Raw genomic sequence first — 14,098 nt, forward strand, 5'->3', positions numbered from 1 at the left:
TAGTCTGAGACGGATTTTCGTTGGTTTTTATTGGTTTTTATCAGACTAAATTCCATTTCTACTAGAGGTGGAACTTACTTTGAGAATTTAGCTTAGTAATACTTTATAACCTGCCATTTCTTTCATTCTCTCACTTTTGATGTATTAAAATAATATAAAACTTATATTAAATAGCTAAAACGACTTAAGTCACATTAAAAAACACGCTCTAAGAGAGACGTGTTTTTTTCTATACTATTTAGTCCACTCTGAAACTTCTTTTTTGTGGTTTTTAATCCATTTTTGAGCTGCTTTAGCAGGCTCCATACCTTTATCCATATCTAACATGATAGATTCCATATCTTCTTTAGTCCACTTGAACTTATCGATAATTTTATATACTTTTGGCATATCTTTTTTCAAATTCTTGCGTGCTATTGTATTGATATGTTCTTCACCACCAAATGATTTCTTAGGATCTTTAAGGTATTTTAAATCATACTTAGCAAACATCCAGTGAGGTGACCAACCTGTAATGACTACTTGATCTTTGTTTTTGATAGCCTTCCCTAAGGTTGTTGTCATAGCTCCTGTTGATGCTGATAACAACTTCCAACTTGAAAGGTTTGGATAATCTTTAAGGGATTGTTTAGCAGACTTCATAATACCTGCACCTGGTTCGATACCTGTAATTTGTTTATCTGCTTGATTTGATAATTCTTCAATACTATTTACGTTCATGTATTTAGGAACAACTAAACCTATTTTGACGTTCTCAACGTGAGGACCTAAGTCATCTAAACTATTTTTGTATTTATTAAAATATTGCCCGTGGGTCTTTGGTAACCAAGCACTTGTTGTAAAATCAGCATTCCCATTGGCGACTGTTTGCCACATGACCGCATTGTCAAGTGGTGTCAATTCAACATCATATCCTTTAGATTTTAAAACTTCAGCAATAACGTTGGTTGAAGCAACTTCTGAATCCCATTGGACATAAGCTATCTTCACTTTTTGACCTTTGGCTTCATTTCCTGAAGTCATATTGACAACAATGCGACCAAGAGCTGCTAGAATGAAGAGAGCCAGGGCCCCTAAACCTACCCATTTTTTAACTTTTGATGTTTTAGCTTGCTTCTCACCCGGTTTGGAATTAAAGAATTGACTAACACGGTCTAACACGATTGCTAAAATAACTAGCGATAGACCACTAACAAATCCTGTACCAATATCAGCATGTTGAAGCGCCGATAACACCTCACGACCAAGTCCAGGTGCACCGATCATAGATCCTGTAACCACCATAGAAAGAGCCAACATCATAGTTTGATTGATTCCTGCCATAATAGTGTTCTTAGCAAGTGGTAGTTCAACTTTGAATAATTTTTGCTTAGCTGTTGAACCAAATGAATCAGATGCTTCTATTAATTCAAGTGGGATTTCACGAATAGCCAAGTTAGTAAAGCGCACTGTTGGAGGCAGAGCAAATACAACAGAGGCAAAAACACCTGGTACCATACCGATACCAAAGAAGGCTACTGCAGGAATAAGGTAAACGAATGCCGGCATAGTTTGCATAAAGTCAAGAATTGGATTAACAACTTGTTTAACTTTATCACTTTTTGCCATCCAAATACCTAGTGGTACACCAATAATAATAGAAATTAAACTTGCTACTAAAACCAAGTTAAAAGTATTAATCAACTGTTCCCACAGCCCTTGGTTATAGATAAATAGCAAACCAATGAAAGTAAATGTCGGTAATTGCCATTTTTTCTTAGCTAAGAAAAATACAGCAATTGTAATTAGTACAATAAAAAGTAAAGGATTAATGAATAGTAATGTTTTTGTCATCCAATCCATCAATGCATTACCGATTGTCTGGATAAAGTCAAATAAACCAGAAAAAGTTTTCGTAATCCAATTGGTCGTTGACTCTACAAATGGTGCGACCGGTAACTTATGTTGTAATAAATTTTCCAAAATGAATTGTCCTCTCTATTAAGCTTCTACCGTTTCTTTTGGCGATTCTACTACTGTTTCATCTTGAACGTTAGCAAGTGCTTCGATCACACGTCCTCTAATGATAACCCCTAGGAGTCTATCATTATCATCAGTAACGGCTATCGGAGCAGATGAATCATAAATTAAAGGCATGATATCTGTAATAACTGTATCTTTTGAGACCGTTACAACATCTTTATCAATCACTTCAGAAAGCGGCAAACCTTTCTTACGAGCTTCAATTGCAGCATCTGCAGTTAGGGATCCCAGAAGTTGGCGACGACGATTCGTTGCCATTAACATTGAGACTTCCTCACGATGCATTCTTGTTAAAGCAACTTGTGGGCCATCAATTTCTAAAACAGTTGTTAAAGGTTTTATCATAATATTTTGAGCAGTTAACACTTTTGAGCGATCAACGTCTTCAACAAACTCACGAACAAAATCATTAGCCGGATTAGTCAAAATCTCTTCTCCTGTACCAATCTGCATGATTTCTCCATCTTTCATCAGAGCAATACGATCACCAATACGTAACGCTTCATTCAAATCATGGCTGATAAAAATAATAGTTTGTTTATTCGTGTCTTGAAGATCAAGAAGCTCATCTTGCATTTCACGACGAATTAATGGGTCTAAAGCTGAGAAGGCCTCATCCATCAGAAGGATTTTAGGGCTGTTAGCAAGGGCACGTGCTAAACCAACACGCTGTTGCATTCCTCCTGATAATTGACTGGGGTACTGATCTTTAAACGGTAATAGACCTGCATTGTCCAAAGCTTTTTCAGCTAACGTTGTACGTTCTTCCTTAGAAACACCACGCATCTCTAACCCAAACTCTGTATTTTCTAAAATTGTACGATGTGGGAAAAGACCAAAATTTTGGAAAACCATGTTGATATCATGACGACGAATGTTACGTAAATCTTCTACATTCATCTTTGCAATATCTTTACCATCTAAATAGATATTTCCTGATGATGGGTCAATCAAACGGTTTAACATCCGAACTAAAGTTGATTTTCCTGAACCAGAAAGTCCCATGATAACGAAAATTTCGCCTTCTTTTATTTCAAAACTCGCATCATAGACACCTACAGTCGCTCCTGTTTTTTCAAGAATTTCTGTCTTACTTTTTCCTTGCTTAACCATTTCAAGAGCAGCTTTTTGCTTTTTCCCAAAAATTTTGGTTAAATTCTTCACTTCTAAAATATTTGTCATTCTTATCTCCTACTAAAAATTTCGTATCTTATTTTTAAGGTTATGTGTCTTATCTATAAAGTGACGTTAAGTTATCGTAAAAGGGTAGTCACTTTTTTACTCAAAAAAATAAACTGCCGAAACAGAACATAACTATAATATCATGTATGGTCTCTTTATGTCAACACCTTTGCTTAGAGATATTTTAATTAGCCCACACCATTATTGTTATGGCATTATTGAATTATTTAAAGACTTATTAGTATTAATATTACAACTTTAAAAGTGACCACTTAATACTTTTGAAAAAGCGGTCATTCTTCTATAAAATAACAAAACACCCTTAGAAAAAATCTAAAAGTGTTTTTGTTTGTAAGTATAGGCCTGAAAAAAGTGACTACTTGATATTTTCCCATTTCCAATTTTGTACTTCTGGAATATCGTCTCCGTGTTCACGAATATAGTCTTTGTGATAAGCAACCATTTGATTCATTTCATCACTGAAGGCTTGTGCTTTATTTCCTAAAGAAGCAAGAGCTGCATCCTGTGCCAGATGGAATCGGTCCAATTCTGACATCACGCGCATATCAAATGGTGTTGTGATGTCACCATTTTCACGGTAACCATGCGTATGCAAATTATGATTGTGACGACTAAAGAAAATATCTCGAATCATATCTTCATAACCATGGAAAGCAAAAATAACAGGTTTATCTGTGGTAAAGACTTTGTTAAACTCTTCATCTGATAAACCGCGAGCATCTTGTGAAGGATGACGAAGTTTTAGGATGTCTAATACATTAACAAATCTAATCTTAAGTTCTGGGAAAGCCTTATGAAGAATGCTAATAGCTGCCAAAGCTTCTAAGTTAGGTTCTGTTCCCGCCGCAGCAAAGACAACATCTGGCTCTTGATTAAGCGACACATTTGAAGCCCAGTCAATCACCTTATATCCTTCTGCCACTAACTCTTCTGCTTCAGCAATAGAGTAAAATTGTGGACGAGGGTGCTTAGATGTCACAATTAAATTAATTTTATCTTCAGCTTTAAACGCTTTATCCATAACAGCTAGAAGTGAGTTAGTATCTGCTGGTAAATATTCACGAATGTATTCAGGTGTTTTTTCAGCTAAATGAGTTAAAATACCTGGATCTTGGTGAGTATAACCATTATGATCTTGTTGGAAAACAGTTGAAGCTGCAATTAGGTTAAGCGCTGGATAATTTTTACGCCATGTTGTGTGTGTTTTTGATTTACGTAACCATTTGAAATGTTGTGTTACCATTGAATCTACAACGCGAAGGAATGATTCGTATGAAGCAAAGAAGCCGTGACGACCAGTTAAAACATAACCTTCTAAGAAACCTTCTGCTTGGTGTTCAGACAATTGGGAATCAATAACACGTCCAGCTGGACTTAAAGCTTCGTCATAATCTGGTTTACGACGACCAAGCCATTGACGGCTAGTACGTGTAAACACTTCTTGAAGACGATTTGATTTCGTTTCATCTGGACCAAAAATACGGAAATTATCTGGATTAGCATCTACCAAATCTGCTGCATATTTTCCAAATTCAATCATATCTTGTGCCATAATTTGACCTGGAACATTAATATCAAGAGCAAATTTCTTCCAATCTGCTGTATCCATTGCTTTAACAATACCAGCATTGGTTATTGGATTCATGGACATGCGACGATCACCTTTTGGTGAAATAGCAGCAATCTCATCAACGATTTTACCATTTTCATCAAATAATTCTTCTGGACGGTATGATTGAAGCCATGACAAAAGAGAATCAACATGTTCCATATGGTGGGCATCTACTGGAATTGGTACTTGGTGAGCGCGGAAGCCACCTTCAATTGGTGTTCCTTCCCAAGCTTTTGGACCAGTCCAACCCTTAGGAATACGTGCAACTAAGACAGGGAATTTTGCTTGGATAGCTTCTTCTGCTGGTTTTTGTCGTGCTTCTGATTGAATGGTTTTAATCTCTTGAATAGCTTGATCTAATTTTTCTGCAAACAAAGCATGAGCAGCCGCATGATCCTCAGAGAGTTCAACAACATCTGCAAAAATAGGTTTCCAACCTAATCCTTCAAAAAACTGAGATAATTCTTCATCTGTCTTACGTTCAAAGATAGTTGGGTTATGGATTTTACCACCATTTAAATAGAAGATTGGTAGAACAGCACCATCATTTACTGGATTGATAAAGGTATTAGATAGCCAACCAGCCATAAGTGGTCCTGTTTCACCTTCACCATCACCAATAACAGTCGCAGCAATAACATCTGGATTGTCTAGGATGGCACCTGTCGCATGAGAAAGTGCGTAACCAAGTTCACCGCCTTCATGAATTGACCCTGGTGTTTCTGGTGCAGCATGGGATGCAATTCCACCTGGGAAAGAGAAGATTTTACATAACTGCTTAAAGCCATCCTCTGTTTGCTCAATATTTGGGTTTAATTCAGTATATGAACCATCTAAATATGAATTAGATACCATAACTTGACCACCATGACCTGGACCTTCAATATAGAACATGTCTAAATCGTATTTATTAATAGCGCGATTTAAGTGAGCATAGATAAAATTTTGTCCAGGTACAGTGCCCCAGTGACCAATTGGATGAACCTTTAAGTCGTTTTCAACCAGCTCTCGTCTCAAGAGAGGGTTATCCTTTAGATACATTTGTGCTGCAGAAATATAATTAGCTGCTCTCCACCATGCATCAAGTTTTTCTAAATATGATTTTGTATCAAATTCTGACATTATTTCTCCTAATCTTAATTGTGATTTTAGTAACATATTTTAAAATTGAAAAACTGCATATCATGCGACATACAGTCTCTCATTAGCCATTATAGAAGTGCTTTAAATTGAATATTTGATTCTTGTTCGAAGCAATCATCAAAACCACGTGGGTGATGGTATTCAATTCTATCTTTATCTTGTGGATAAGTGTATTTACCTCCAACTTCCCAAATAAATGGATGGAAGTCATATTGAAGGCGTTCTTTACGCATTTTCCACAATTGTAAGATTTCGTCTGTAGAAGCCATGAAGTTAGACCAGATATCGTAGTGTACAGGAATAATGACTTTGGCACGGAGATTTTCTGCCATACGAAGAAGATCGATTGAAGTCATTTTATCCTGAATACCAACTGGGTTATCACCATAGTTGTTAATAGCTACGTCAATCTTGTAGTCTTTACCATGTTTAGCAAAATAATTTGAAAAATGTGAGTCAGCTCCATGATAGATTGTTCCACCTGGTGTTTCAAAAATATAGTTAACTGCTTTACGAGCCATTTCTTCATCAGTCACGGCTAAACCAGCAAGTTCTCCATCATGTTCTTCTGCACCATCTACTGGAAGTGTCACCAAGCAAGTACGGTCAAATGATTCAACAGCAGTAACTTTGATATCTTTAAACTCAAATGATTCACCTGGTTTAATCACGATGATTCGTTCTTCTGGAACTCCCCATTTTTTCCAAATTTCACCACATTCATATGGCCCAACAAATTTAACATGGTCTAAGTTAGGATTATTAATAATGGCTGCCGCAGTGTTGATATCAATGTGGTCACTGTGGAAATGTGAAACAAGATAGTAATCCAATTCATTAATAGCAAATGGATCAATAACCATTGGTTGTGCGCGTAAGTTTGGTTGGAGTTTACGAACACCTGCCATATTAGCCATTTGGTGTCCACGAACCATATCTTTTACTTTTTTTGTTGATTTACCGCGGTTTGACCATAGGTCCATAACAACATTAGCACCACCTGGTGTTTTAATCCAAACACCACAGTTTCCTAACCACCACATTGCAAAGTTGCCCTCAGCAACAACTTCTTCTTCAATTTCTTCGTTTAGCCATGTACCCCATTCTGGGAATGTTGATAAAATCCATGATTCTCTAGTAATATCTTTAACGTTAGGCATTTTATTTCCTCCTGATTAATTGTTTCTTACATCTACTAGTATAAGTTCAAATACTTTTGAAAAAAAGACCAAGTGTCACACATTTATGTGTTCAAAACTGGGCTGTCTGTTCCAAATTAGACTCATAATTTTAATTAAAATAAGCACAAATAAAAAGTACTCCCATTAAAAGTACTAGCTTTCTCAACTTTAATTATCATGTCATAGAGGAACTCATTGCGATTAAATATCTAGCACATTGTTTAAAAGCACCAAAAAAGCCCCAGCTTCTTTTTCTGTCTTCAGAAAAGCTGAGAGGCTACCATAAAATTATATTTTAACAAACTGTACTTTGAAGGGGAAGGACGTCTTGGAGCAATTCTTGATGAATAAGTTTCTCAATCTTAGATTTCAGCACGTAGCGTTCACTATCTTCCTTGACATATTGAGCAATTGTTTTTTCAAGTTCATTGGTAAATTGATTACTATTTGCACAGTTACCTTTTTTAGAAAAGCGAATCAAGCGAATAATATCATCATCTGTCAAAACAGGGTGAACTACTAACATCGGAAAACGAGATTCTAAAGCGTCACTAGTAGAGACAACCATATCTACATGCATAAGATCACTCACACTTTGATACTGTTCGGTTGTAAAAACAGCTTCTATATCACTATTTGTTAAGTAGCGTTGACATTGCTTTAAAAGAAGTTTCTGAATCGCTATTCCTTCATCAGATACAATAACTAACTTAAGTTTATTAGGAGATTGTTGACTATTACGAAGTTCCCCTCCTAAATGAATCGTTAGATATGCTACATCATCATCGGTCAATTTGATTTGCCAAGCTTTCTCTAAAAGCTTTACAGAAGACGAGGTTATGGCAAAAAGTTCTTCATATTTGTCTTTAATATGCTCTGTTAAAGGATTAACAGAAAAAATACCATAACGTTTACGATATAAGAGTGCCTTGCAGTGAGTAAGAAGTTGTCTTAGTAAGTCCTTTTTATGAACAAAGTGAAGGTGATATCGTTCTTCCAATTCTTTCAAAAAACTGGTTAGAGTAGCTCGCATATCATCATAATCCTGGCTCTCTAAATGATTGTCACGGTCCTTGCGGAAACTAAGCATAAGCATGGCTACTAGTCCCACTTCAATCTCATCCAGTGATAACTGAAAATTTTCTTCCAGCTCATCAGCCAACTCTTTAGCAATCTCATATTCCTTACGTTGCCAAACCAAGCTAAAATCACTATTAAGAGAGGTCTGTACTTCAGGACTTAATCGCATCTTACGATAAGCCATTAGTATAAAAGGCAAAATCTGAATCATAAACTGACCATCTTGACTGTTGATTTTCTTACCTAGACTTCGTTGAGAAATGAAGAGATAATGATGAAAATAATCAAGAACCTCTTTAGAAAAATAAGTGCTGGCACCAAAAGCTTGAGACAGTTTATGATTAAAAAGGTCTATAAAACTACTACTTCCATTATGGTAGATATCATCTAAGAGCTTATATAAGTACTGGATAATGGACAATGGATGACCATCTAAAAAATAACCACGACATTTTGTTGATTGTAACTGTAAATTATATTCTTTCTCTGCTAACTCACTTCTTAATTCGTTTAAATCGTTTAAGATAGTATTTCGAGAAACATCGTTTAGTTGCATCAACCTATCAATCGTTATGCGGTCCTTAGCTACTACGATAGATACTAAAGACAGCTGCAACCTCTCACTACTTTTCATGACGTAACTATAATCAGTCACTTCATCTAATAAAAGACGACAGGCTGCTTTTTGTTTTTCTGTTAGCAAGATTCCTACACGTGGATAACTAACAATCTGAGGCACATCGCTAGGCAGTGCATCGTTTATCTTCTCTAAGTGATAATACACTTTACGTCTAGACTGATTAAGTGCGTTGGCAATTGCCATAACTGTTTCAGGTTCCTCTAATTTCAATAGGTAAAAGAGGAGGTCATAACTTTTTTTATCGAGAATAATCAAGAATATACCTCTTTTCTACTCGAATTCATACAGACTTATTATAACATCTTTTTAAAGCCTTTTCATTAAAAGTTTTGACTATTACTGATAGAGATTAAACGTTGAACATCCCTTTTTAATATCTCCAACTCTGTGGGGTATTCTAGAGCTAGATACTCACAATTAGAGAAACTCTTTAACAAATCAGTCAGATTAATCTCTCCTTCGAAGAGGCTCTTCGAGAGGTGGGGCTTTCCAGCTACCTGTATAAAATTTTTACAGTGAAGGTAGGTGGTATCACAAGCTAAGTTATTTACCGCTTGGTATAGGTCTTGGTTGATAAAGGCCCAATTAGCAGTATCAAAAACAAAACTTATTGGTATTTGTAATTCTTTCACTAGAGTCATAAAATATTGGCAATTCTCCACTGTAGCTGCTTTAGGGTCTTGATTATTTTCCACCTTTATACCAATAGTTTGGCTTTTCAATATCTCTTTAAGAGGTTCTAACTCTTCTTTACTTAAGTTTCTGGTTTGTCCAACATTTAGCTTAATGAAAGGAGCTCCTAACTGTGATGCTTCTTTAAGGCCTTTATTAAGATAAGGATTAACTTTCCCTCCTTTGATAAGGTCTTCATTAGCACTATAGTAAAGATTGATATCATAAAAGTCAGCCTCTGCTTTTAAAGCGGGTAGCTCTCTATCTGGATCTTGAAGCAATTCTTGACGTATCTCAAATCGTGAAAATCCTAAATCCTTTACTAACTTAATGAGCTGAACTTGTGTAAAACCTTTGTCTAACTGTTTTTTGAATACAATACTATTGATAATAATATCTTCTTGTTTCATAACAACTCCTTTGATATCCCTACTTATTCAGATGACCGAGTTCCGACCAAATAGGATCCAGTGTTTCCAATAATTTTTGGTAGGCGTGATATTTTTTTTCGTACCCCTTTACTTCGGATAATTGAGGTTTATAAATAGCTTTTACACGAACCATATCTTGGACTGCTTCCTTTAACGAAATCTTATCTAAAGCATGACGTGCTAAAATAGCTCCTCCTAATCCTCCTAATTCTGTGCCTTCTACTGTTTCAATAGGAAGGTTTAAGATATCAGAAAACATTTGCATCCATGCTGGTGAGTTGGTAGCTCCGCCAGAGAAACGAATTATTTTTGGCACACCGCCCCTACTTTTTATTAAATCAGTGATATGCTGCTTATGTGCAAACGCAATACCTTCATATACCGCACGTATCATCTGAGATTTCGTCGATTTAGTTGTTAGCCCAAAAAAGCAAGCGCTAGCATCTTGTGATGTGTTACTACCGTAAAGAAACGGAAAGAAAATAAGTCCATGATGTGTGGCATCAGTATGAGTGAGAAATTCTTCTAAATTATCATAGATAGAACCTCCACTAGATTTAGCGTTATCAATTTCTTGATGCATGAGCATTTTTAACATAAAATCAAGATTCCCTGCAGAAGTAGGGCTACTTGCCTCTAAGAGATAACGACGATCTGGAAAATAGGAAGTCATAAGACCACTATCTTGCTTTGCTGGTTTTAAACTTGGATAAGTATTAATATTCCAAGTTCCCGAAATAACACTAAAAGTATCTGACTCTAAAACACCTGATCCAAGAGCACAAGCATCGATGTCAAAGAGCCCTCCAACAACGGGGGTTCCTTCTACAAGACCAGTCTCTTTTGCTGCTTGAGAACTAATTCCCCCAGGAACTAAATCTGCACTATCTATAAGTTCAGGAAGTGAGTTTTCTATCTCTCTAATGCCAAAAAAATCTAAAATAGCTGGATCATAAGTTCCTGTTTGAAAATTTATCCAATGATTACCTGAAGCGTCACCATATTCTTGCTGTACTTTTCCTGTAAGCTTATACCGAATAAAGTCCTTTGCAGAAAGGACCGCCCCTATTGATTTATAGGTTTCAGGCTGATAATCTTTAAGCCAACGTAAAATAACTGGACTTTGTGAAGGGAAAATATGTTGCCGAGTCAACTCCCAAATATTATCAAGTTTAGATTCGAAATATTGCGCCAAATCTTTGGCACGATTATCTGTAGACAAAATTCCTTGTTCAAGTGGCTCCAACTTATTATCTAGCAGATAAAGACCTTTCCCATGTCCAATACATGCTACTGCACTAATCTGCTCAGGGCTGAGTTTTGAGATTTGAATAACCTCTCTAATAGCAGAAGTTATAGCATTCCACGTTTTAACAAGGTTTACTTGACGATGACCAGATTGAGCCTCATTTTTTAAAGTTTCAAAACTCGAAACAGCGATTTGGTGTCCTAATTTGTCAAAAATAAGCGCCTTGGTATTTGTACCGCCGTAGTCAATGCTAAGGTAGTAAGTCATAATTTGTCTCCTCATTGTTGATTTAAAAAGGAGGTACAAGAAACTCTTGTACCTTGAAAACTCTTCTAATAAAGATTGAGCTCTTTGGTTGTATCATCTATACCTGCTCTGTTAGCCTTTACATGTTCTTCTTTAAAGTAAACACGCTCAGCATTATTGTACATAACATCTTCTAGTTCCTCTTGACTGAAAATATCAACATTCTCTAGCCAAGTAGCTAATTCTTCGTAAGTATTGAAGGTCGCTGACCATGGAGAATCAGTTCCCCAAATGATACGCTTAGCCCCAAGAACTTCTTTAGCAATACGTACATTTTGTTCTGATTTTGGAAAAGGAAAACTATCTGGGGCATCAATATCTTGAATAGCTGAAATATCAGTATAGATATTGTTGAAGTTTTTCCACATATTAAGTTCAGCACGCAATCGATTTGAATGCTCAACATGTGGAAAAGAGAGGTGACAAACAACAAAATCGAGACTCGTATAAAGGCGAGCTAAATTAGCAATAGCATCAGGTTGGTGACTAATTTGATCCCAATTGCCATAATCAACTGTAACTACAAATCCTGGATAGTCTAACAGATAAGTCAAAATACGACTCACATGTGGGTCTGTATCAAGACGGAAAGGCGTTTTTTGTCCACGGTATCCATGGATACCCCCTCCTTGACTAATTTCAAATTTAATAGCTCGAAAACCAAGGACTTCAACATGACGTTTTACAATTTGCATTGCATTATCTGCAAATGGATCAACAGAGAATGCGCCTGTAAAACGTTCTGGATAACGTTTAATAGCTAAATGCGTATAATAATTTTGATAACCATTAAGATGACCTTGCAAAATGACTGCTTTATCTACACCATTAGCATCCATATACTTCAAAAAAGATTCAGCTGTAAATGCTTTGTCACCGTATTCGTCTGGGATGAGCTTAATTAAATCACCATCATCCCAAATAGCATAACCGTTTCCAAGGGCATTAAGACGCCCTTTACCATTAAATCCTGCAATTGTATCAACAATATGAGCATGTCCATCAATTTTTTTCATGAGTATTCCTCCAACAGATTTTTAATCTTCAGCAATAAAGATTTTTTCACAACTACCTTCATATCCGCTATTCTTATCAGCCATAGTTTTAAGGTATGCGTAAATAGATTCACGACGAGTACGAAGCAAGAACAAGAAAGCAAGATAGATAATAACTGTCACACCAATATAGAGTGGATTCCCAGATATCCAAGCAAAGAAGACTAGAGCTGTCAAAGGATGAGCTAGGAGATTAAAGCTCATAATCAAAGTTACCCCTGCTGGTAAAGCAGTTCCAAAATGCTTAACAGCTTCTGTGTAGATTGGACCTAGGGCACTAGCAGCATAAAGACCTAGTGAAAACCATATGATTCCATTCAAAATAGCTTTAAGGATATTTCCTTTTGACACAGCTATCATAGCTTCAATCATAAAAGGAATAGCAATAAGGTCAACGACTGGTAAAGCTTCATTTCCAGGTAAAATCAAGGAAATAACAACCATTATTGGTACTAAAATGAGACCTGCGATAATAGTTGCTGGTTCTCCAAAACCAACACCGTCATCTACTGCAATAAACCAACGTTTTTTATCCAGTGCTCCTTGCTCAGCTTGACTTTCTTTTTTCTTATTGCGTTCAACTGCTTCAGCAAGAGGAGCAAAAGCACTAGCAAATACCCCCGTAATCAAAGGAAAAATAGTCATAACCGCTGCAAGAGAAACTGCAAAACCAAGTATACCTCCCCAAGTATCAATACTTGCAAGGTTACGTAAACTACCTAATACACCAATAATCACACCAAGTATAAAACCAAGTGTCATTGGCTCACCAAATATCCCTAACTTAGTCTTTAATGATTCTGGATTCAACTTTACCTTATTGACACCAAGTAGGTTCCAAAGAGGATCAAGAATAAGAGCTGGAATAAGGGTTTCAATATTATGAATCGAGTTGATCGTTGCATTTTTAACACCGTAATACTCCGACCATCGATCTGCCAATACTTCTGACATCACTAATGAATAGAGTAAGACAAAAACCATAAATGCGAAAGACAATATAAAATTACCTGTTGCTGCATAGGCCATTGTACCCCAAATCATATAGCCAAAGTTATTCCAAAGATTAGATGGGACAAATACTCGGGTAATCCCAAGCAAGAAAAGCCCCAATTCAATTAGCAAGCCAAAAACAAAGAAAGAGAGGCCAATCTCAGAAGAAAAGGCGGTGAGAGAACCAGCCTGCCAACCAATATCTACAATTGGTAAATGGAGACCAGTAGTTTTAACCATCTGCTGGATATACTTAGTCACCATAGGAGCAAAAGCTGATATAATCCAACCAAAGCCAGTGAGTCCAACACCAGCTCGTAAGGCGCTAAAGAAAGCTCGCCTTGGATTGACCTTTAGAAAAAGGCTGACAATAAAAATCATAGCGGGTACAACAGTTGCTGCACCAAAAACTTCAAAGAATTTATGTAAAGCTTCTAGCATAAGTTCACCTTTATTAAATTATTAAGCGCTTACATTTACCCGTAAAAAAATGGGAGGTCCCATTTTTTCA

9 protein-coding genes are annotated in these 14,098 nt (G+C 36.4%); all 9 read right to left on the bottom strand.

Features of this window, described 5'->3' with window-relative positions; genetic code table 11:
* Positions 1-234 precede the first annotated feature (234 nt).
* Positions 235-1,962 (bottom strand): ABC transporter permease/substrate binding protein, encoded by a 1,728-nt coding sequence (locus A6J68_RS10560; RefSeq protein ID WP_000429361.1) that lies wholly within the window; start codon positions 1,960-1,962, stop codon positions 235-237.
* Between the two features lie 18 nt (positions 1,963-1,980).
* Positions 1,981-3,204: a quaternary amine ABC transporter ATP-binding protein gene (locus tag A6J68_RS10565; RefSeq protein ID WP_000181804.1), complete on the bottom strand. Its 1,224-nt coding sequence runs from the start codon at positions 3,202-3,204 to the stop codon at positions 1,981-1,983.
* A 376-nt stretch (positions 3,205-3,580) separates the two neighbouring features.
* Positions 3,581-5,959, bottom strand: a complete 2,379-nt coding sequence (locus A6J68_RS10575) for a phosphoketolase (protein ID WP_001288407.1) — start codon at positions 5,957-5,959, stop codon at positions 3,581-3,583.
* Positions 5,960-6,048: 89 nt separating this feature from the next.
* A complete protein-coding gene (gene ulaG, locus A6J68_RS10580; protein ID WP_001134214.1) occupies positions 6,049-7,140 on the bottom strand; it encodes an L-ascorbate 6-phosphate lactonase in 1,092 nt (363 codons plus the stop codon).
* A gap of 316 nt (positions 7,141-7,456) precedes the next feature.
* Positions 7,457-9,136: a BglG family transcription antiterminator gene (locus A6J68_RS10585; protein ID WP_000584678.1), complete on the bottom strand. Its 1,680-nt coding sequence runs from the start codon at positions 9,134-9,136 to the stop codon at positions 7,457-7,459.
* Positions 9,137-9,201: 65 nt separating this feature from the next.
* Positions 9,202-9,963, bottom strand: a complete 762-nt coding sequence (locus A6J68_RS10590) for a hypothetical protein (RefSeq protein WP_000806822.1) — start codon at positions 9,961-9,963, stop codon at positions 9,202-9,204.
* A gap of 19 nt (positions 9,964-9,982) precedes the next feature.
* Positions 9,983-11,500 (bottom strand): FGGY-family carbohydrate kinase, encoded by a 1,518-nt coding sequence (locus A6J68_RS10595; protein ID WP_000222910.1) that lies wholly within the window; start codon positions 11,498-11,500, stop codon positions 9,983-9,985.
* Positions 11,501-11,565: 65 nt separating this feature from the next.
* A complete protein-coding gene (locus A6J68_RS10600; RefSeq protein ID WP_000717734.1) occupies positions 11,566-12,555 on the bottom strand; it encodes an amidohydrolase family protein in 990 nt (329 codons plus the stop codon).
* A 21-nt stretch (positions 12,556-12,576) separates the two neighbouring features.
* Complete coding sequence (locus A6J68_RS10605; protein WP_070469386.1) at positions 12,577-14,028, bottom strand: PTS galactitol transporter subunit IIC; 1,452 nt, start codon at positions 14,026-14,028, stop codon at positions 12,577-12,579.
* Between the last annotated feature and the right edge of the window lie 70 nt (positions 14,029-14,098).

It is taken from the genome of Streptococcus sp. 'group B' (genome assembly GCF_002073795.1).
In the GTDB taxonomy this organism is placed as follows: Bacteria; Bacillota; Bacilli; order Lactobacillales; family Streptococcaceae; genus Streptococcus; species Streptococcus agalactiae.